The sequence below is a fragment of the Oerskovia sp. 140933 genome (assembly GCF_059651515.1).
Genome location: NZ_JAMXIO010000044.1, coordinates 1 through 20370, shown reverse-complemented (window position 1 = coordinate 20370; position 20370 = coordinate 1). Strand labels below are relative to the sequence as shown.

Genomic DNA, 20370 nt, shown 5'->3' with positions numbered 1-20370 from the left:
GTGGAGCTACTTTCCGCCGACGCCCATGAGGCCCTGGACCAGGGCACGCCGGGCGAACAGGTACACGAGCAGGATCGGGATCATCGACATGACGACCGCCGCGAGGAGGCCGGGGATGTTGACGCCGTACTGCGTCTGGAAGTTGAAGAGGCCGAGCGTGATGACCTTGGTCGCCTCGGACTGCGTGAGGATCAGGGGGAACAGGAACCCGTTCCAGGCCTGCAGCGCCGAGTAGACGACGATCGTCGCGACGCCGCCCTTGGACAGCGGCAGCACGAGCTGCAGGAACACGCGCTTGGGCGACGCCCCGTCGAGGGCCATGGCCTCGTACAGCTCGTTGGTGATGTCACGCATCGAGCCGCTGAGGATGATGGTGCAGATCGGCAGGCAGAACGCCGCGGTCGGCAGGATCACGCCGATCAGGTTGTCGTACAGGCCCACGACCGAGATCACGTAGAAGATCGGGACGATCACGGCGCTCGCGGGGACCGCGAGGCCCAGCAGGAACATCCGGAAGATGCCCGTGGTGGCCCGGGAGCGGTTGCGCACGATCGCGTACGACAGCGGCGGCACGAGCAGCACCACGATCCCGACCACGGCGACCGTCACGACGACCGTGTTGAGGAAGTAGCGGCCGAAGCCCTGCTCGAACGCGTTGGTGAAGTTGTCGAGCGTGAACGTGGTCGGCAGGGACAGGGGCCCGCCCTGGGCGTACCCGGCCTGCGTCTGGAACGACGCCGTGACCAGCACGTAGAGGGGGATCGCGACGATCAGGAGCCAGATCGTGACCGCGATGCCGGCGCCCCAGTTGGGCCGGTTGCGGGCGCTCCTGCCCGCCCGACGGCGTCGCGCGGCTCCCGCGCTCGTCCCGCCCGGGCGGGACGCACCGCCCGAGGTGGGCGACGTCGTCGGGCCGGAGACGTGCTCCGCGGGGGTGACGCTCAGGTCGTTGCTCATCACACGCCCTCCAGCTCGCTGCGCATCTTGTCGTACCCGGACAGGCGGACCGTGACCAGGGAGATCGCGGTCGCCGCGACGACCAGGACCACGGCGATCGCCGACGCGAGGCCGAAGTCGAAGCCGCGGAACGCCTTCTGGTACATGTAGAAGGCCGTGATGGTCGTGTCCGTGCCAGGTCCGCCGTTGGTCAGGATGAGGACCGTGTCGAACGTCGTCAGGCCGCCGACGATCATGAGGATCATCGAGGTGATCATGGTGTTGCGCAGCTGCGGGAGCGTGATCGCGAAGAACGAGCGCACGCGCCCGGCGCCGTCGATCTCGGCCGCCTCGTAGAGCATGGGCGGCACGGCCTTCGCGGCCCCCTGGTAGATCAGGGCGTGCAGCGGCGTGAACTGCCACAGGCTCACGAACACCAGGACCGCGATCGCGGTCGACTGGTTGCCGAACAGGTTGCCGTCGCCGAACAACCACTCCATCTGGGCCGGGACCCCGAAGTTCGGGTCGAGGACCGCGCGCCACAGCACGGACACCGCGGCCGCCGACAGCAGCAGCGGCACGAAGAAGATCGCCGAGAGCACCGCGCGGTTCCACTGGTGGCCCGCGGCCCACACGCCCAGCAGCATCGCGACCGGGGTCTGGGTGATCACGCCGAGCGCCGTCAGCAGGAGCGAGAGCCCGATGCTCTTGAGCATCACAGGGTCCTCGAGGAGGCGGGACCAGTTCTCGGTCCCGACGAACTCGGGGCTGCCCAGCCCGCTCCACTGCGTGAACGACAGCACGAGCACGAGGACCATGGGCAGGAGGGCGAAGAGCCCGAAGAACAGGGCGGCGGGCAGGGCCCAGACCACGCCCGGGCGGCCGACCTGCTGGTCGGCGGCGCCCGGGCGCGTGCGCCCCTGAGGTGCGCGGGTGGTCATGTCGATCTCCGTCCGGGGGACCGGGTCAGCGCGAGGCCGGCAGGGACTGCATCGCCTGGATGAAGCCGTCGGCGTCGATCTGACCGCTGAAGAACTGCTGGACCGCGATCTTGAGCGGCGTGCCGGCAGCCGGGGGGAACGCCTGGTCCCAGGACATCTGGAAGTGCGGGGCGTTCTTGACGAGGTCGAACTGGAAGGCGGCGTAGTCGGGGCTCGCGGCCTGGTCCAGGAACTGCTCGGTGTTGGTCGTGGTCGGCAGGTTGCCGATCGCGAGCTGCGCCTCGACGAACTCGTCCGAGTACATGAGCTTCAGGAAGTCACGGACGGCGTCCGGGTAGCGGGTCTTGGCGAGCACCGAGTAGAAGTTGTTGGTGTTGCCCGTGATGTTGGCCGCGTCGCCCTTGCCGCCGTCGATCGCGGGGAACGCCGTGTAGCCCAGGTTCGCGTCGGTCCACTCGGGCTCGACGTCGTAGTGCGTCGAGTAGTTCCACGAGCCCATGAGCTCGAACGCGGCCTTGCCCGTGCGCAGGAGCGCGGGCGAGCCGCCGTCGGTGAACTTCACCGAGTCGAAGTTGGTGCCGAACGCGCCCGCCTCGATGAGCTCGGAGAGCTTGTCGAGCGCCTCACGGCTCTCGGGCGTGTCCCACACGTCCGACTCGCCCGCGAGGGCCTTCTCGAACAGCTCGGGACCTGCGACGCGGTCGAACGCGTACTGGTACCACATGAGGGTCGGCCACTGGTCGGCGCCGCCGAGGGCGATGGGGGTGACGCCCTTGGCCTGGAGGGTCTCGACCGCGGCGAGCAGCTCGTCCCACGTCTCGGGGGCCTCGATGCCGGCGTCCGCGAGGACCTGCTTGTTGTGGAACAGCATGACGGGCTGCGTGCCACGCATGGGGATGCCGTAGGACTTGCCGTCGATCACGGCCGAGTTGAACACCGCGGGCAGGAACGCGTCCTTGAGCTGGGGGTCCTCGGCGATGAAGTCGTCGAGGGGGAGCAGCAGGTCGGCGTCGACGAAGGGCTCGATCGAGCCGCCGCCCCAGTTGAAGAAGACGTCCGGCGCCGCGTTGGTGTCGATGATCGTCTGGAGCTTCTGCTGGTAGTCGGCGCCCGGGATGGTGTCGAGGACGACCTTGACGTCGGACGTCGCGTTGAAGGTGTCGACCATCTGCTGCTCGACCTTGTTGGTCGCGTCGCCGTAGACCATCACGTGGATCTCGTTCTCGGGACGGCTGGAACCGCCGGAGTCGCCGCTCGCGCACGCCGCGAGCGGGAGGACCAGCGCCGACGCCACGGCCGCGGCCGTGAGCGACTTCCGCGTTCTTGTGTTCATCATCGAACCCTTTCGAAAGTTTCGGCGTCTGCGCCGAAAGTACTCGGTTGTCCTGGACTCTAAGTCGCGAATCCGCCGGGGTCAACATCGAGTCTCAACCGTTATCCACTGGGAGAACACTGGGAACTCGATCCCGAGACACGGCAGGCCACCCTTCGAAACTTTCTCCCGAGGCGCTACGCTGGCCGGCATGACCGACGAAGTTCTTCCGGGGCGGGTCACGCTCGCCGCCGTGGCCACCGAGGCCCAGGTGTCCCTCTCGACCGTGTCCAAGGTGCTCAACGGACGCACCGACGTCGCGGCCGGGACGCGCGACCGTGTCGAGGCGCTCCTGGTCCGCCACGGCTACCGGCGCCGCAAGAGCCCCACCGCCTCGGCCCCGCTCATCGAGATCGTGTTCCACGAGCTCGAGAGCATCTGGGCCATGGAGCTCATCCGCGGCGTCGAGGACGTCGCGCGGGAGCACGGCGCGAGCGTCGTGCTGACCGAGTCCGGCACCCGGCACTCCCCGGGGCCCGAGTGGATCGAGGGCGTCCTGGCCCGCCGCCCGCTCGGCGTCGTGCTCGTCTTCTCGACGCTCCCGTCGGCGGTCAAGGAGCAGCTCCGGTCCCGGGCCATCCCGTTCGCGGTCATCGACCCCGCGGGCGACCCCGAGCCCGACGTCCCCTCGGTCGGCTCCGCGAACTGGCAGGGCGGCCTCATGGCTACCCGCCACCTGATCGAGCTCGGCCACCGCCGCATCGGCGTCATCACGGGACCCGAGGACATGATGTGCTCGCTGGCCCGCCTCGACGGCTACCGCTCGGCGCTCGGCACGGCGGGACTCACCGCGGACCCGGACCTCGTCCGGTTCGGCGACTTCCACCCCCAGGGCGGCACCGACCGCGCGGACGAGCTCCTCAGCCTGCCCGAGCCGCCCACGGCGATCTTCGCGGGCTCGGACCTCCAGGCGCTCGGCGTCCTCGAGGCCGCGCGTCGCCACGGGCTGCGTGTCCCCGAGGACCTCTCGATCGTCGGCTACGACGACGTCCCCGTGGCCCGCTGGTCGAGCCCCGCGCTGACGACCATCCACCAGCCGCTCCAGGAGATGGGCCAGGAGGCTGCGCGGCTCGTCCTCAAGGCGCGCGAGGGCGACGTGACGAACACGCGCATGGACCTCGCGACGAGCCTCGTGGTGCGCGGGAGCACGGGACGGCCCGCCGCGGTGTGAGACCGGCGACCGGGATACCTCACCCCCGGGAGCCCCGCCACCGGTGCGACACGTGACCGTCTTCACCCCCTCCCCACCGCACCTGGCGGGGCGGTCCATGCCTACCGTGGTGAACGCACACCCCGGAGGTACGACCCATGAGCACCCAGCACGCCACCGAGCCCGCCCCCGTCACGGCAGGCCTCTCGCGCCGCGAGATCCACCACGCCGCGACGCCGGTCCAGGCCCCGAGCCTCTGGCAGCGCCTCAACGGCACCCCCACCCACCCTGTCGCCCTCACGGTCGGGACGATCACGGTCGGCCTCCTCGCAGGCCTTGGCGCCGGGGCTGCGCTCGGTCTCTGACGGGACCCACGGCCCGGCCGCACCGCTGAGTGCGGGGAATCCGTCGCGCACCGACCGTCCGGGCGACAGCTTCTGCGCACCCGGCGCCGGCCGCAGGGCACGGGCGCGCTGCGCCGTCGGGCACTCCCCGCGCGGCCTCGCGCGACCCCCGGCAGACTCGAGGAAGTGAGCCCCGCACCCCGCACCCCCCGCCCGGCCGCCCTGCCGAGCCCGGCCACGGGCTGGCTCGTGGCCGCCGGGGTCGCCGCGCTCGCGTTCCTCGTGCGCTGGCACCTCGTGGGCGGGACGGTCGGGCTCCGCGGGCACCACGGCTACGACGACGGCGTGTACTTCTCGTCGGCCGTGGCGTTCGTGCACGGTCTCCTGCCGTACCGCGACTTCCTGCTCCTGCACCCGCCCGGCTCGATGCTCGCCCTGACGCCCTTCGCGGCGCTCACCGCGTGGATCGACGACAGCGACGCCCTGGTGGCCGCCCGCGTGGGCTTCCTGCTGGTCGGCGCCGCGAACGCGGTGCTGGTGACGCGGGTCGCGCGTCGGTGGGGCACGGCCGCGATGGTCGTGGGCGGCGTCCTGTACGCCGTGTCGTACGCGGCGGCCTGGGCCGAGCGCGTCACGCTGCTCGAACCGTTGGGGTCGCTGTGCCTGCTGGGCGGGGTCGTCCTGATCCTGCGCGGCCTCGACGCGGGCCGGCACGCCGCGACGCCCGCCGGGGCGGGCTGGCTCTGGGCGGGCGGCGCGGTGCTGGGTCTCGGCGCGACGGTCAAGATCTGGGGCGTCGTGCCGTTGGCGGTCGTGGCCGCGTGGGTGCTCGTGACCGCGGGGTGGCGGATCGCCGCGCGCGTGGTCGCGGGGGCGGTCGCGGCGGTCGCGGTCACCGTGGCACCGTTCGCGCTCGCGGCGGGGACGGACATGTTCCGCATGGTGGTGATCGACCAGCTCGGACGACCGCGCCAGTCCGCCACGGGCCTCGAGCAGCGGCTCGCGTGGATCGCGGGCACGGGCGACGCGGAGTGGGTCCGGACCCCGACGGCGCAGCTCGCCCTGGTCTGGGCCGTGCTGGGGGTCGTCATCGTCGGGGCGGTCGTGGCGTGGGTCGGGCGCCGAGGGCGGCTGTGGGTCGCGCTCCTGGTCGTGCAGACCGTGGTGCTCGTGGCGTCGCCGTCGGCGTACCAGCAGTACGCGGCCTTCGTCGCCCCGGCCCTGGTGCTCGTGCTCGCGGCCGCGGTCTCGCTCGTGCCGGTGCGCTGGCGTGAGGCCGTGGCCGCGGTCCTGTGCCTGGGCTTCACGCTCGGTGCCGGGGTGACCTCGACGCAGCGGGTGACCCCGTTCCCCGCTGCCGAGCTCCGCGCCGCGCTCCCCGCCACGGGCTGCGTCCGTGCGGACTCGCCCGTGCTGCTCGCGCTGACCGACGTCCTGAGCCGGGACCTGCGCGCGGGGTGCGAGCTCCCGGTGGACCTGTCCGGGTACTCGTACGACGTCGGGGCGCGGGACGCCGTGGGCTCCGCCGTCCCGCGGGACCTCAACGCCGCATGGCAGCGCGAGGCGCTGCGCTACCTGACGTCGGGGTCCGCGACGCTCCTGGTGCGTTCGGTCGGGAACGGGTTCGACGAGCAGACGCTGCGCACGCTCGACGAGGCGACGACGACCGTCCTGGAGCGTGGCGGTGTGCGGGTCCTGGTCCCGCGCGGGGAGCCGTAGGGTCGCGGTTCGACCGTCCGTCGTCGAGGGTGCAGCTCCGGTCGCGGGTGGCACGAACCGCCGACCCGGGCTGCGCGCTCGGGGACCCGCCCTCTGAGACAGATGTGCCTCTTTTCGCGTAACTCAGGTTAGGCTAACCTGACATTCGGCGCGGCGGAAGTGATCTTCCGGCGCGCCGTCGACCGTGCGCACCCGTGACGGCCGACCGACACCCTCAGGAGAATCGCTGTGAAGCTCACGACCAGCCCCCGCAGGTGGACCGCCCTCACGGGCGCAGGCATCGCCGCAGCGCTCGCGCTCACCGGCTGCTCCTCCACCCCCGAGGCCGAGGAGGCACCCGCCGCCTCCACGATCACGGTCGCGACCAACAACGGCGACGTCGAGGTCCCCGTCGAGCCCGTGCGCGTCGCGGCCCTCGACAGCACCGCGTTCGAGACCCTCCTGGCCTTCGGCATCGAGCCCGTCGTCGCCCCCAAGCCGTTGCTGCCCTCGACGGGCTTCGAGGCCTGGGCCGACGACGCCGAGATCCTGGACGCCGGCAGCCACCGCGAGCCGGACCTCGAGGCCGTGAGCGAGGCCGCTCCGGACCTCATCATCGGCGGGTACCGCTTCGCGGACTACACCGAGGACCTGGGCAAGATCGCGACGACGATCGACATCGCGCCCGGCGACGAGTCCGAGGGCGGCTACGTCGAGGGCCTCAAGGCCCAGACCCTGACGCTCGGCAAGATCTTCGACAAGGAGGAGGAGGCCGAGAAGCTGGTCGCCGACCTCGAGAAGTCGACCCAGGCCGCCGCCGACGCGACCAACGGCGAGTCCGTGTTCCTCGCCTCGACGTCCGTGGGCCGCGTCGACAACGCCGCCGGTCGCCTGACCCGCATCATCGAGCCCCTCGACCTGATCGACGTGTTCGCCGTCGAGTCGGGCGAGCTCGACGAGACCGCGCACCACACGGACCAGGGCCTGGCCCCGGAGACCGTCGCCCAGGCGAACCCCGACTGGGTCATCGTGTTCGACCGCGACGCGGCGACCTCGGACGAGGAGTTCACGCCCGCGCAGGAGATCTTCGCGTCGCAGGCCGCCTGGGCCCAGACCACGTTCGCGACGAACGACCAGGTCGTCTACCTCGAGCCGAACTTCTACATCACCGAGGGCATCCACGCGTACACCAAGGTGTTCGACCAGATCTCCACGGCCTTCTCGGCCTGATCGAACGACTCCCCGCCCGGGGCGGCCGCGACCTGTCGCGGTCGCCCCGGCGGCACGTCCCATGAACCTCACCCCCAGCTCCCCCGCCGCCCCGGTGCGCCCCCCGGCACTCCGCCGCCTGGCCCTGCCCGCCATGGTCCTCCTCGTGCTCGCGCTCCTCGTGACGTCGCTCATGGTCGGCGGGTACGACATCACGTTCGCGAACCTGTTCACGGCCGACGCGTGGAACATGTTCCTCATCTCGCGCGTCCCCAGGACCCTCGCGCTGGTCCTCGCGGGCATCGCGATGGCCGTCTCGGGCGTCATCATGCAGGTCCTGACGCAGAACCGGTTCGTCGAGCCGACCACGATCGGCACGAGCCAGTGGGCGGGCTTCGGCATCCTCGTGATGCTCATCCTCGTGCCGGGCGCCTCGATCATGCTGCGCATGACGGTCGCGACGCTCTTCGCGTTCGTGGGCACGCTCGCGTTCATGGCGATCGTGCGCCGCGTCTCGCTCCAGTCGTCGATCGTGGTCCCGCTGATCGGGATCATGCTGGGTGCGGTCGTGAGCGCGGTGACGGTGTACCTGGCCGCGACGTTCGACCTGCTCCAAGCCATGGACACGTGGCGCTCGGGCGGCTTCAGCAGCATCGTGCGCGGCGCGTACGAGCCGTTGTGGATCGTCGCGGGCACGACCGTCGCGACGTTCCTCCTCGCGGACCGGCTCACGGTCGCGGGACTCGGCCGTGACCTCGCGACGAACGTGGGGTTGCGGTACGAGCGCGTCGTGCTGCTGGGCACGGTCGTGGTCGCGGTCGCGACGGGCGTCACGAGCGTCGTCGTCGGGTTCCTGCCGTTCCTCGGCCTGATCGTCCCGAACATGGTCTCGATGGTCCGCGGCGACGACGTGCGCAAGAACCTCCCGTGGGTCGCGCTCGTGTCGGTCGCGCTCATCCTGGCGTGCGACCTGGTCGGCCGCGTCGTCATCGCCCCCCTCGAGCTCCCCGTCTCCGTGGTGCTCGGCACCGTCGGCGCGGTGGGCTTCATCGCCCTCGTCCTCAGGCAGCGTCGTCATGTCACGTACTAGTCCGTCCACCGTCGCCGAGGCGACCACCACGAGTGCCGGGCCGGGCGCCCCGGGCGAGGTGGCGCCGTCGGGCCACGCTCCCCGTGCCCGACGCCGGACGCTCACCCCCGGGATGCGCCTCGCCCTGGTCTCGGCGATCGTCGTCGTCGCGAGCGCGTGCTTCCTGCTGCTGTTCATCCGTGGCGGGTTCGAGTTCGTGATCGAGCGCCGGGCCACGATGCTCGGCGCGATGGTGGTCGCGGCCTTCACGCAGGGCGTCGCGACGGTCCTGTTCCACACGGTCACGAACAACCGCATCCTCACGCCGTCGATCATGGGGTTCGACTCGCTCTACACGCTCATGCAGACCCTCATGGTCGTGGTGTTCGGCGGCGAGGTCCTGGCGCGCACCGAGGGCCTGCCCAAGGTGATCGCGCAGACGCTGCTCATGGTCGCGTTCGCGACGCTGCTCTACCGGTGGTTGTTCTCGGGGCGGTTCGGCAACCTGTACGTGCTGCTGCTCGTGGGCGTCGTCCTGGGCATGGCGTTCAGCAGCGTCTCGACGTTCCTGCAACGCCTGCTGTCGCCCACGGACTACGACCTGCTCTCGACCCGACTGTTCGGGCGCATGAGCAACGTCGACGCGGACTACCTGCCGTTCGCGGCGCTCGTGTGCGTCGCCGTCGGGGTCGTGGTGTGGCGGCGCCGCTTCCGGCTCGACGCCCTCATGCTGGGCCGGGACACCGCGACCAACCTCGGGATCGACCACCGGCGCGAGCTGACGATCATGCTCATGCTCGTCGCGCTCCTCATCTCGATGTCGACCGCGCTCGTGGGCCCCATGACCTTCTTCGGCTTCGTGATCGCGACGCTCGCGTACCGCCTCACGGGCAGCCACCAGCACCAGTACGTGCTGCCCATGGCGTTCCTGCTGGGGCTCGCCACGCTCGTGGTCGGGCAGTTCGTGCTGCAGCACGTCTTCTACGCCGCGGGCCTGCTGACCGTCATCATCGAGTTCGTCGGCGGCATCGTCTTCCTGTTCCTCCTCCTGCGAAAGGGCGCGCTGTGATCGAGTTCGCCGACGTCACCAAGGACTACCTCGACCAGCGGGTCCTCGGCCCCGTGTCCGGCACGATCGCCGAGGGCGGCATCACGTCCCTCGTCGGCCCCAACGGGGCCGGGAAGTCGACGCTGCTGACGATCATGGGCCGCCTGCTGCAGCCGTCGTCGGGCGCAGTGTCGGTCGCGGGGCTCGACGTGCGTGCGACCAGGTCGGACGTGCTCGCGAAGAAGCTGTCGATCCTGCGGCAGGAGAACCACTTCACGGCCCGCCTCACGGTCCGCGACCTCGTCGGGTTCGGGCGCTTCCCCTACTCGAAGGGGCGCCTCGGGCCCGAGGACCACGCGAAGGTCGACGAGGCCATCGCGTTCCTGAACCTCGAGGAGTTCCAGGGCCGGTTCCTCGACGAGCTGTCGGGCGGGCAGAAGCAGCGCGCCTACGTCGCGATGGTGCTCGCGCAGGACACCGACTACGTCCTGCTCGACGAGCCCCTCAACAACCTCGACATGAAGCACTCGGTCCTCATGATGCGCCAGCTCCGCCGCGCCGCGGACGAGCTCGGCAAGACGGTCGTCCTCATCATCCACGACATCAACTTCGCCGCCGCATACTCCGACCGCATCGTCGCGCTGCGCGACGGCCAGATCGCGGCCGCCGGGACCGTCGAGGAGATCATGCGGGACGACGTGCTGACATCGATCTTCGACACCCCCTGCACGGTGCACCACGTGGGCGGGCACCCGACGGCGGTCTACCACCGGTAGGGCGTCATCCCGAGGCAGTCCCGAGCGACACGCTAGACCAGCACATCCTCGACCAACTCATCGACGACATCTGCCTCCCCCTACTCACACGGCAACCCCCGCGTAGCGGCCCAGACCACCGTCGCCCGCCAGCCCCGCGCGCGACAACCCCACACGACCTAACCGCTTGCTCCTGCTCCGCTACTACTCAGCCCCGGCTTAGCGCTCAATCCTGCTCCGTTACTACCGGGACCCCATCCTTGGAAGCCGAAGGTGTGGGAACGAGTGAGTATCTTCGTTCTCATGAGCAGCAGCGGGGGGACTCCGAAGACGTCAGCGCCTGATGACGACGCGTACGAAATCGTCTTCTATGTGGACGACGATAAGAGCGAACCCGGCGGCGTGTTCCTCGACTCGTGCCCGACGTCCGTACAGGTCGACTTCAACGCGATCCTTGTCGCGGTTGCGGCGGCACCCCCACACAAGTTCTCGGGTGGCGGCATGTGGGAGGCGATGCACGACGACATGAAGGGTTGGTACGAGGCGCGCAGGGACTACCAGCGCGTGCACTACCGGTTGTTCTGCCTCCTGGACACCAAGGCAAAGGGGCGGAGCAAGCCACTCCTTGTCATCGTTGACGGGCGCTCGAAGGGGCGCGGCACGAAGATCCCTGACCGTGAGTACGCGAAGATCCGCGCGCTTGGCGAGCGGTATTACGCGACGCAGCCCCGCCCGATCCAGTGATCGAACGGGGCTGCGGAGCCGTGGGTATCAGGCGACGTGGCTCGCTGCTCGCGCTCCGGCCAGCATGGGCACTGTCGTCTCCTGTCGCTCAACCTCGCTCATCGGAACAAGCGCGAGCTTGAAGCCGACCGCTGCGGCCAGCTCTCCGACAGTGCCAACCGTAGGGTTGCGCGACCCGGCGGAGAGGAGACGGCGCACAGTAGAGGGTTCTGTTCCGATCGCGCGGGCGACCTCAGCCTTAGTCATGTTCGCGCTCTCGATGTGAGCTGCGAGTTCGTTCACCATCTCGTCGATTGCGCGGATACGAGCGAGTTCGGCGGCGAAGCGACGGGCGGCTTCGGGGTCCTGCATGAGCTTGTTGTGACGGTCCCAGAAGGAGCCGGTGCGGGTCATTTGGGGTCACCTCCTGGGGTGACTGGGGCCACCGCCTGGGGTGGCATACGCGTGTGTCGTGGCAACGGGGCAACGTGCTACGTATGGGTACACCCCAAGCGTGACATCTATGTCACGCACCGTCAATATGAAGAGCATCACTAGTCGCCCGCATGAAGCGTTCGCACACCGTGTGGTCAACACGGGCGACGTACGGGCTGCCGCCCTCCGCTCCGGTTGCCACTGAACAGCCGTGGTCACCTACGCGCGGGGCCAGAGGACGCGGGGCACGAGTAGCCCAGCCAGGCCGCGGCCCCCAGGCGGTCACTGTCCCGTGGGTCCGGTGCGGGTCAAGGGCGCTGCACGTCGCTGCGCGATGGGCGGCCGCCCACCCTTGACGCGCGCCGGACCAACGGTGTTCAGCCTGTATCGGGGGCAGCGGGAGAGTCTGGGACGAGCAATTTTTAGGAGGTTCCCACAGGCCGGCGCGGAGCTGCAGGACGGCCGGCCTGGCCGCCGCGGTTCGCGACTTCTCAGGTCAGAGCGTTATGCCCTGAACGGACCAAAACCGGCTGCTGTGGAACCCTACAAACTGCCTAGGCAGGAGTGCCCATCGCTCCGACGATCCGGCCCCAGTTCGTGTAGTTGACCCACGGCTTGTCCATCAGGTGTCCGGTCCAGTGGAGGACGTGCCGGAGCGTGCGGATTCGCTCGATTCCGATCACGTAGTCGCTCGCGGGCTCGGGGTCGGGGCCGCACGCGGCATGGACGGCGTACCAGCCCGTTTCGGTGTCGTCGGGCATCTCGTTGAGTGACGAGCCGAGCGGGTGCGACGCGCTGTGCTCCTTCCAGAGCTCAGAAATGCGGCTCGCTTCGAGAACGTCAACGCCGAGGTAGCCGTCGTGGTCTGCGACCGGCTCGCGGCAGACGTCGCAGAACCACGTGACGTCCTTGTCGGTGACTGTGGGGGGCTTCAAGGTGACCTCCTGGGCTCGGGTAGAACGGGCAGACCCTGAGCCTAGGCAAGGCCGCCCGCGCTCGACCCTGAGCCTAGGCAGCGGGGTCGTCGTACCGGGTGAGGTCGACGCCCGCTAGCCGTGCTTCCTTCAGGCGCGTAGAGACCAGGCCGGGACTCACGTCGAGCTCGCGAGCGATGGCGCGCACACCCTGGCCCTTGCGGTGCAGCTCGACGATCTGTGACCGGCGCTCGTCGGCGCGCGCTTCGTACACGGCCCGATCCTCGGCGACCGTGTATCGGATGGTTCGCTCTGAGACCCCGAACTTGCGCGCAAGCTCCACAGCGGCGCCCCGGCGGGACGGGCGGACAGGCGTACTCACGACTCCCCCAGGATCGCAGCCGCGCGGGCGGCAACGCGCTCTTGTCGGCTCTCGGCCGACCGGCGACGACCTTTGCGCCCGCGTGCAGATTGGATAGCAACGAAGGTTGCTTCGTAGACGACGGGGCCGTCAGCCCACATGCGCGACTGGGTAATGATCCAACGGTGAATCCTGTTGGCGATCGCGCGCGCTTCGGACTGCGGCAGAGGCTCGGGGAACTCGGCGTTTCGCTCGTGCACCTCAGCGTGGATCGCGTCTGCGAGGCCGCTGGGGTTGCCGAAATGGTGTCGCACGGCGCGGTATGCCCAGGTGCGAGCGGACTCGAACAACGCGCAGTTGCGGCCGAGGCCCGCGACGTCGCCGCGCCGCTTGGCGGCTTCCCGCCACCTGGGCGGTGGCATGTGGATGCCTAGCTCTTCCTCGAGCTGGGCTAGGTCCCAGAGGTTCGTGTGCAGAAACTCTGGCTGCCACGCTTCATGCATGGGGTTCTTGGTCATCAGACCCGAATAGCCCTTGTCACCATCGAGGGCACGCCGCAAACCTTCGGTGACAGCGGCCGCGTACACGAGCGGCTTGCGGCGGGCGTACTCGGTGCGGGTGACAGGTTCCTTGAGTGCCCACACGGCGTGCGCGTGGCCGTTCTTGGGGGTCGTGACGATCGCGTTTGGGAGCGGGTGGTGACCGACCGACGACAGGGCGCGTAGCGCGGCGTCCGGGTGGTCGACGTCAACGACGAGCAGGTTCGACATCCCCGAGGGGTTGGCCTCGATGTACCATCTGGCTCGACGAGGACAGCAAGGACGACGAAGTCCCCAAGGTGGCGCTGCACATCACCGGGAAGAAGCGAGGGATGAGAACGTCAATGACCGCCTCATCGCGTCGCCACCGGTGATTGACGCCCTGGCGAGCAGCGACGATCGTGCCCTTCGGACGGCCCACGACCGGACCCGAGCACGACCCCCTCGCCGGTTCCGGAACAGCCCTAGACCTCCCCGCCCGGCGCCCTCCACTCGATCGTGTGCGCCGGGTCGCTGCGGGGCCGTTGCACGGCGCCGTTCTCGCCGAGGGCCCGGATCCAGGCGTCGTCGCCGTAGAAGGCCGGCATCCCGTAGGGCAGGTCGCCGCGCGGGATCGGCGCGTAGTCGGCTTCGGTGAAGTCGGCGCCGTAGGTGGGGACGGTGGGGTCGCCGTCGGGGTCGGGGGTGACGACGCCGCGCAGGTCGCTCACCGCGTCGCGCCACGCGTCGAGCAGGGCCTTGGGGTCGCGGCTGGAGGGGTGCGGGACCTTGTGCACGGGCACGTCGGGGGCGTTCTCCCAGCGGGCGAACGCGTCGCGGGCCTGGGCCCCGAACGCGACGACCGCCTGGAGGTCGGGCCCGGTGACGGCGTCGAACAGCTCATTGCGCCAGCGCGTGTGCTCGGGGGCGCGCAGGATCTCGCGCGCGGCGTCGCCCGCGCGCGAGGGCAGGGTCGCGTACGCGTACGCGTTGAGGCACACGTACGAGCGGGTCAGCCCGATCTTGGTGAGGAAGCCCTGGACGCGCTGCCCCGCGTTGCCCACGAGGGACCGGCCCGCGATGCGTTCGGTGGGCCCGGGGTCGGACGCGATGACGAGCAGGCGCGCGGACCCGTCGAGGCGCCCGCGGTAGAGCACCGGCCCCCAGTCGTGCCAGAACAGGTCGGCGTGCTCGCCGTAGCTCGGGAGGCGCTCGAAGATCTGGGCGATCCGCGGCGGCGGCCCGGGATCGTGGTCGGTGCTCATGGGGGCCTTTCGTCGTGGTCGGGATCGTCGTGGTCGGGTCAGGGTTCCGTGCGGAGCTGGGCCAGGCAGAACGCCTGGAGGTCGACGTTGTCGCGGAGCAGGTCGTCGCGGGTCATGTCGTAGGGGATGCCCGCGATCCCGAGGTCCTCGACGGGAATGCCGTCGCCGCGCCCGGACCGGATGGCGCGGCGCACCGCGACGCGCAGCGACGTCCCGGCGGGCATGGGCGCGAGCGCGCGCTCGGTGCCCGCGAGCGCGTCGCGGACCTGGGTCTGGGTCCACACGTTGGCCCCGCCTCCCCCGGTGGCCTGCCCGACGGCGACGAGCGGCCCGACGTCGTTGTCGACCCACCCGGCGGCGAACAGGTCGCCCGACGAGTACGTGGTGGGGTCGACGACGGCGACGGCCGGCCCGGGGTAGGCGCGGTCACGGTCGTTGCACCAGGCGGGGTCGGTCAGAGGCAGGGGTTGGGCGTACTGCTCGCCGGTGGAGACGGCGTCCTGGAGCGAGGAGTTCCACGCCTCGAGCTCGAGCCGGTTGAAGGGGCTGGCGGCCATGAGCCGGGTCAGGGGTGTGGCGACGAGGCTGAAGCGCGTGGGCACGATCGGGTCCTCGCGCGGGTGGTCGGCGAAGAGCTGCAGGGCGCGTTCGGCGGCCCACACGAGGCCGCCGGGGTTGCCGCGCAGGTCCACGATCACGCCGCCCTTCGGCAGCAGCCCCAGGAGCCGGGTCAGCTCGTCGAGGTAGGCGTCGTCGTCGCCGACGTCGAACGACCACAGGCGCAGCAGGCCGTGGTCGGCGTCGAGGGCGCGGGCTGCGAGGACGTCCTGGAGGGGCGTGGGGATCCAGGCGGTGTCCACGTCCGTGCGTGCCGTGCGGCCCGACGGCGCCGCGCGCCCCTCGTCGTCGGCCTCGGCGTGGGCGGTGGCCGAGCGGGCCCCGCGGGCGGCCGCGTCGTCCGGCGATGCGACGGGTGGGGGCGGGGTCGCCGGGGGTTCGGGCTCGTCCTCGGTGGCCCACAGCTCGGGCGCGAACGTGAGCTTCTTGGCGCGCCGGACGGCCTCGGCGGCGGGGTCGACCGCGACCTTGAGCGCGGCCCGGGTGGCCTGGGCGACGGCCGTCCCGGCCTTGCCGGGGCGCACCACGGTCCAGTCGAAGCGGGTCTCGCGGGTCGCTCCTCTGGCGGTCCGGTACTCGACGACGACCCAGTGCTCGTCGGGTGGCGGGCCGTAGTCGAGCGCGCGGAACGTGAGGGACTCCAGCGCGCGGGCTCTGCGCGCGTCGGGGCGTCCGCCGGTCTCGCGGTCGGCGTGGACCTCGACGGCCCTCGCGACGGGCACGCCGTTCCAGGCGAGGACCTCGACGCCTGCGACGAAGGACCGGTCCTTCGTCGCGTCACGCCCGACCTTGGTCACGACGAAGCGCGGGTCGGTCTCGCTGCCACAGGCCTCGACGAGGAACGGCAGGGTCGCGACCTGGCCGCGGGCGGCGACGGGTCCGACGTACCGGGTGTGGGCGTCGCGCAGGCCGTTGAGGATGCCGGTGATCGCGAGGTGGAACTCGGCGTCGGTCAGGTCGACGGCCCGGCGGCGCAGCAGCGCGAGCGCCTGCACGGGGTCGGTCGCGTACGCGGCGCGCTTGGCGGGCAGGTGGGTGTAGAGGCCGCCGAGCACGACGGCGAACGTGTCGACGACCTGCAGCCGCTCCCCGCCGTCGAGGTGCGCGTCCTTGGGGACGTCGGCCAGGGTCTCGGCGGTGACGGCCTCCGCGAGCAGCCGCTCGACGCGGGCCTGTCCGGGGTCGGGCGGTCCGGTGTCGGATGCGCGGGTCATCGGGCTCGCCTCCTTCAGTCGTAGTAGGCGCGCAGGCCGTCGAGGACGCCGCCGTGGAAGCCGCGCCCGACGATCGAGGCGAGCCAGGCGTCGTCGGGCATCAGGGACTCGAGCGGCGGGACCACGATCTGCGCGAGGTCGCGGGGCAGTCCCCCGACGGGCCCGACGCCCGTGGGCATGTCGAGCGCGAGGCGCAGCGGCGCACCCTCGTCGCTCATGCTGCCCGCCCACGCGGAGGCCCGCGTCTGGGCCGCGGTGACGTGCCCGGCGGGGTCGGCACGGACCTCCTCGAGCCGGTCGACGACGTCGCGCCACGCCCACGGCGTCGTGCCGTCGTCGGGGTGCGTGAGGCTCAGGCGCATGTCGCGCGTCCCGACCTTCAGGGGCGTGCGGTCGGGGGCGTTCGCCCGCTCCATGAGGGCGGGCGTGCCGTAGCGCGCGACGCCGTCGATCACGACGAGGTCCACGTCGTCCTCGGTCGCCTCGACGACGGCCCGGAACGGGTCGGCGCGGGGCGCGGCCCGCAGCACGAGGACGTCCGCGAGCGCCTCCGGCTGGAGCCTCCCGGTCCGGCGCCCCCAGGCGCGGGCGAGGACGTCGCCGGGGACCGAGGTGGCCATGCGCACCAGGTCCTCGTCGCCGAGGTCCCACCCGGCGTGGTCGGCGGCGAGGCGCGCGGCCTTGAGCTCGCCCAGGACGTTCTTGGAGCCCGACGGCGCCCAGTCCGCCCCGAGGCACACGTCGAGCCCCGCTTCCCTCGCCGCCGGGACGTCGGTGGTGACGCCGTAGAGCCAGAGGTTGGAGAAGGGCGACCAGACGACGGCGCCGGGGTCCGTCCACCGGGCGAAGCCGGCCGGGTCGACCGCGGTCGCGTGGACCGCGACGAACCGGGGCTGGAGGCAGCCGGCGGCCTCCGCGTCGGTGTACTCACGGGCGACGAGCGACCCGGGTCGGCCCTCGGCGCAGTGGTAGACGAACAGCGAGCCGGCGCGCATGCGGTTGGCGCGGTCGGCGAGGTCGGCGGGCTTGGCCGTGAGGACCGACGCGAGGACCTTGTTGCGGTCCCCCGTGCCGAAGCTCTCGTCGTCGACCTCGCGCACGAGCCACCCGTCGCGCGGGCGGTTCATGGGCGGGGAGCCCTGGACCGAGGTCGTGCCGCCCACGATCGCCTTGGTCTCGACGTACGCGAGCAGCTCGTGCGGGCTCGCGGTGATGAACGCGTACGCGGGCCAGGTGGTGCTCGCGGCGTAGGTCCGGGCGCGGGGCCACGAGTCGTGGTGCGCGAACGGGACGGCCTGCGACGGCTCGGTCCACAGGGGCAGCGTGTCGTACGCGAGGTGGTTGTGGAGGTCGATCAGCCCGGGCAGCACGAGCGACGTGCCGACGTCCACGACCGGGCAGCCGTCGAACCGCGCGGGGCCGGGCCTCGTGCTGCGGGTGACGGCGGCGACGCGGCCGTCGTCGTCGATCCACACCCGGCCCGTGAAGACCGCGGACTCGTCCGGCGCCACCGACCGGTCGTCCGACATCGGCAGGACACGCCCACGGATCGCCCACACGAGATCCCCCCAGTCGCTCGACCGGCCCGGTACGGGCGTCGCGCGGCGGGTCGGGCGGGCGGTGCGGGCATCGACTGCGTGCCCTGCGCTGCCCGTGCCGGTCCGAGGACGAGCGGCGGGCGTACCTGATTCCGACGGTAGACCCGGCGAGCCGGGCGGGCGAGGCCAGGGAGGGTGATCTTCGGCCCGCCCGGCCTTACGGCGCCACCCCGGCCGTGCGAGCCTGGAAGGACAGCCCGGGGCGGCGCGACGCTCTCCCCACGAGCCCACGTCCGCCCGGGAAGGAGACCTGCCATGAGCTGGATCCGCGAGGCCGACGAGGACGAACCGGGCGGAGCCGTCGCAGCCGCCTTCGCGAAGGACCAGGAGAGCCGCGGCTACGTCGCCAACCTCACGCGGCTCCTCGCGAACCGGCCTGCGGTGCTCGACGCGTGGATCGGCCTGAACGGAGCGATCAAGGCGTCCATGTCGGCCCGGCGCTACGAGCTCGCGACCCTCGCGGCAGCCCTCCGGCTGCGCTCGACGTACTGCGCGCTCGCCCACGGTGCGATCCTCGCCGAGCACCACGTCGGTGCGGACGCCGTGCGTGACGTCGCGCAAGGCCAGGACACGGTCCAGCTGTCGCCGATCGACCGGGCCGTCATGGATCTCGCGGACAAGGTCGCCGCCGGGGCCGCCGACATGACCGAGTCCGACCTGACCGAGCTGCGCGACCTGGGGCTCGACGACGGCGAGATCCTCGACGTGATCCTTGCCGCGGCCGCGCGCTGCTTCTTCAGCGCCGTCCTCGACGCGACCGGGACGCAGGCGGACGCACTGTTCCAGGACCTCGACCCGGCGCTGCGCGACGCCCTGACGGTCGGCCGGCCCATCGCCGCCCCGGACCCCGTGGGGCGCCACCTCGCCCGGTGACGGCGCTGCCGGCACAGGCGTGCGTCCCGCGTCCCCGCGGTGAAGGAGGCCCGCGCTCTCGGCCTATGGTCGATGCATGAGCCCGTCCCGTCGCGGTGCCACGAGCACCGCCCTCCTCACCACCGCCCTCCTGCTCGCCGCGTGCTCCGCCGGAGGGGGGACGGCCTCCCCGACGAGCGCTCCGCCGTCGGGCAGCCCCACGCCCACGGCGACCGCGTCCCCCTCGCCGGCTCCGGGCCCGAGCACGGGCGCCCCGGACCCCCTCGCAGGGTGGAGCCTCGAGCAGAAGGTGGGGCAGCTCCTCATGGTCGGGGTGCGCGTGAGCGAGGCCGAGCAGGCGAGCTACGACGCCGTCCAGCAGCACCACGTGGGCAACGTGTTCCTCGCGGGCCGCACCACGGCCGGGGCGGCGCCCGTCGCGGAGCTCGTCGACTCGTTCACGGCCCTCGTGAGCGACGGGACCACGAACGGCACCCCGCTGTTCGTCGCGACCGACCAGGAGGGCGGCCGGGTGCAGGTGCTGCGCGGTCCCGGGTTCTCCGACGTGCCGAGCGCCATGGACCAGTCCGGGCTGGCCCCTGACGAGCTGCAGGCACAGGCCACGATCTGGGGCCGAGAGCTCGCGGACGTCGGCATCGACCTCAACCTCGCGCCCGTCATGGACGTCGTGCCGAGCCCCGAGGCTGCGCGGACCAACGCCCCGATCGGGTACTTCGGGCGGAACTACGGCTACGACGTGGAGACCGTCACGTCCCACGCGAACGCGTTCAGCGCGGGCATGGAGGCCAACGGCGTCGACGTGGCGATCAAGCACTTCCCCGGGCTGGGCCGGGTCACGGGCAACACCGACACCACCGCGGACGTCCGGGACACCGAGACCACGCGCGACGACCCGTCGGTCGAGGCCTTCCGGTCGGGGATCGAGGCGGGGGCGGCGTTCGTCATGACGTCGACCGCGGTGTACGACCGGATCGACGGCACGGTGCCCGCGGCGTTCTCGCCCGTGGTCGTGGACGGGATGCTGCGCGGCGACCTGGGCTTCGAGGGCGTCGTCATCACCGACGACGTGTCGGCGACCGCGCAGGTGCGGGCCTGGTCGCCGGGCGACCGTGCCGTCCTGACGATCGAGGCCGGCGGCGACATGGTGCTCGCGTCGGCCGACCCGACCGTGGTCCCCGAGATGGCGACGGCCCTCGTCGAGCGGGCCCAGAGCGACCCGGCCTTCGCCGCGAAGGTCGACGCGTCGGTGCTGCGTGTGCTCGCGGCCAAGGAGCGGCTCGGCTCCTGACGGACGAACCCGTCACGCCGACGGCGGGCGGCTCCCGCCAG

20 protein-coding genes are annotated in these 20370 nt (G+C 71.4%); 10 read left to right on the top strand and 10 right to left on the bottom strand.

Annotated elements, in window-relative coordinates; genetic code table 11:
- Window positions 1-6 precede the first annotated feature (6 nt).
- Genes NHG27_RS17205 through NHG27_RS17195 form a run of 3 tightly spaced genes read right to left on the bottom strand, consistent with a single transcriptional unit; the run spans window position 7 to window position 3210 of the window.
- Window positions 7-957 carry a carbohydrate ABC transporter permease gene (locus tag NHG27_RS17205; protein ID WP_497017126.1) on the bottom strand — a complete coding sequence of 317 codons (951 nt, stop codon included), beginning with the start codon at window positions 955-957 and terminating at the stop codon, window positions 7-9.
- Complete coding sequence (locus NHG27_RS17200) at window positions 957-1877, bottom strand: carbohydrate ABC transporter permease (RefSeq protein ID WP_497017125.1); 921 nt, start codon at window positions 1875-1877, stop codon at window positions 957-959. Before NHG27_RS17200 ends, NHG27_RS17205 begins: the two co-directional genes overlap by 1 nt.
- 25 nt (window positions 1878-1902) lie before the next feature.
- A complete protein-coding gene (locus tag NHG27_RS17195) occupies window positions 1903-3210 on the bottom strand; it encodes an ABC transporter substrate-binding protein (RefSeq protein WP_497017124.1) in 1308 nt (435 codons plus the stop codon).
- Window positions 3211-3400: 190 nt separating this feature from the next.
- On the opposite strand from NHG27_RS17195, the gene NHG27_RS17190 reads away from it, so the two are divergent.
- The 8 genes from NHG27_RS17190 to NHG27_RS17155 all read left to right on the top strand — a co-directional run bounded on the left by NHG27_RS17190 (window position 3401) and on the right by NHG27_RS17155 (window position 11266).
- On the top strand, window positions 3401-4420 hold the full coding sequence (locus NHG27_RS17190) for a LacI family DNA-binding transcriptional regulator (protein WP_497017123.1): 1020 nt from the start codon (window positions 3401-3403) through the stop codon (window positions 4418-4420).
- 137 nt (window positions 4421-4557) lie between these two features.
- Window positions 4558-4764: a hypothetical protein gene (locus NHG27_RS17185; protein WP_497017122.1), complete on the top strand. Its 207-nt coding sequence runs from the start codon at window positions 4558-4560 to the stop codon at window positions 4762-4764.
- 165 nt (window positions 4765-4929) lie between these two features.
- Window positions 4930-6462 (top strand): glycosyltransferase 87 family protein, encoded by a 1533-nt coding sequence (locus tag NHG27_RS17180; protein ID WP_497017121.1) that lies wholly within the window; start codon window positions 4930-4932, stop codon window positions 6460-6462.
- 228 nt (window positions 6463-6690) lie between these two features.
- Window positions 6691-7671 (top strand): ABC transporter substrate-binding protein, encoded by a 981-nt coding sequence (locus NHG27_RS17175; RefSeq protein WP_497017120.1) that lies wholly within the window; start codon window positions 6691-6693, stop codon window positions 7669-7671.
- A gap of 61 nt (window positions 7672-7732) precedes the next feature.
- Window positions 7733-8740 (top strand): ABC transporter permease, encoded by a 1008-nt coding sequence (locus NHG27_RS17170; RefSeq protein ID WP_497017119.1) that lies wholly within the window; start codon window positions 7733-7735, stop codon window positions 8738-8740.
- Entirely contained in the window at window positions 8727-9788 is a 1062-nt protein-coding gene (locus NHG27_RS17165; protein WP_497017118.1) for an iron chelate uptake ABC transporter family permease subunit, read from the top strand. Before NHG27_RS17170 ends, NHG27_RS17165 begins: the two co-directional genes overlap by 14 nt.
- On the top strand, window positions 9785-10543 hold the full coding sequence (locus NHG27_RS17160; RefSeq protein ID WP_497017117.1) for an iron ABC transporter ATP-binding protein: 759 nt from the start codon (window positions 9785-9787) through the stop codon (window positions 10541-10543). Before NHG27_RS17165 ends, NHG27_RS17160 begins: the two co-directional genes overlap by 4 nt.
- Before the next feature lie 282 nt (window positions 10544-10825).
- Complete coding sequence (locus NHG27_RS17155) at window positions 10826-11266, top strand: hypothetical protein (RefSeq protein WP_497017116.1); 441 nt, start codon at window positions 10826-10828, stop codon at window positions 11264-11266.
- A 27-nt stretch (window positions 11267-11293) separates the two neighbouring features.
- Here the strand turns inward: NHG27_RS17155 and NHG27_RS17150 are convergent, their stop codons facing one another.
- The 7 genes from NHG27_RS17150 to NHG27_RS17120 all read right to left on the bottom strand — a co-directional run bounded on the left by NHG27_RS17150 (window position 11294) and on the right by NHG27_RS17120 (window position 18081).
- The gene (locus tag NHG27_RS17150; protein ID WP_497017115.1) at window positions 11294-11659 is read right to left on the bottom strand and encodes a helix-turn-helix domain-containing protein; all 366 of its coding nucleotides are present in this window, start codon (window positions 11657-11659) and stop codon (window positions 11294-11296) included.
- 575 nt (window positions 11660-12234) lie between these two features.
- The gene (locus NHG27_RS17145) at window positions 12235-12615 is read right to left on the bottom strand and encodes a hypothetical protein (protein ID WP_497017114.1); all 381 of its coding nucleotides are present in this window, start codon (window positions 12613-12615) and stop codon (window positions 12235-12237) included.
- A gap of 73 nt (window positions 12616-12688) precedes the next feature.
- Window positions 12689-12868 (bottom strand): helix-turn-helix domain-containing protein, encoded by a 180-nt coding sequence (locus NHG27_RS17140; RefSeq protein ID WP_497017113.1) that lies wholly within the window; start codon window positions 12866-12868, stop codon window positions 12689-12691.
- A 104-nt stretch (window positions 12869-12972) separates the two neighbouring features.
- A complete protein-coding gene (locus NHG27_RS17135; protein WP_497017131.1) occupies window positions 12973-13746 on the bottom strand; it encodes a replication initiation protein in 774 nt (257 codons plus the stop codon).
- Between the two features lie 212 nt (window positions 13747-13958).
- Entirely contained in the window at window positions 13959-14738 is a 780-nt protein-coding gene (locus tag NHG27_RS17130) for a uracil-DNA glycosylase family protein (RefSeq protein ID WP_497017112.1), read from the bottom strand.
- Window positions 14739-14776: 38 nt separating this feature from the next.
- Window positions 14777-16570, bottom strand: coding sequence for a S41 family peptidase (locus tag NHG27_RS17125; protein WP_497017111.1), 1794 nt, complete (start codon window positions 16568-16570; stop codon window positions 14777-14779).
- A 14-nt stretch (window positions 16571-16584) separates the two neighbouring features.
- The gene (locus NHG27_RS17120; protein WP_497017110.1) at window positions 16585-18081 is read right to left on the bottom strand and encodes an amidohydrolase family protein; all 1497 of its coding nucleotides are present in this window, start codon (window positions 18079-18081) and stop codon (window positions 16585-16587) included.
- A gap of 342 nt (window positions 18082-18423) precedes the next feature.
- Here NHG27_RS17120 and NHG27_RS17115 point away from each other — a divergent pair, with 342 nt between their 5' ends.
- Together NHG27_RS17115 and NHG27_RS17110 are read left to right on the top strand one after the other, a co-directional pair.
- Window positions 18424-19041: a peroxidase-related enzyme gene (locus NHG27_RS17115; protein ID WP_497017109.1), complete on the top strand. Its 618-nt coding sequence runs from the start codon at window positions 18424-18426 to the stop codon at window positions 19039-19041.
- Window positions 19042-19117: 76 nt separating this feature from the next.
- A complete protein-coding gene (locus tag NHG27_RS17110) occupies window positions 19118-20329 on the top strand; it encodes a glycoside hydrolase family 3 N-terminal domain-containing protein (protein WP_497017108.1) in 1212 nt (403 codons plus the stop codon).
- Window positions 20330-20370 lie beyond the last annotated feature (41 nt).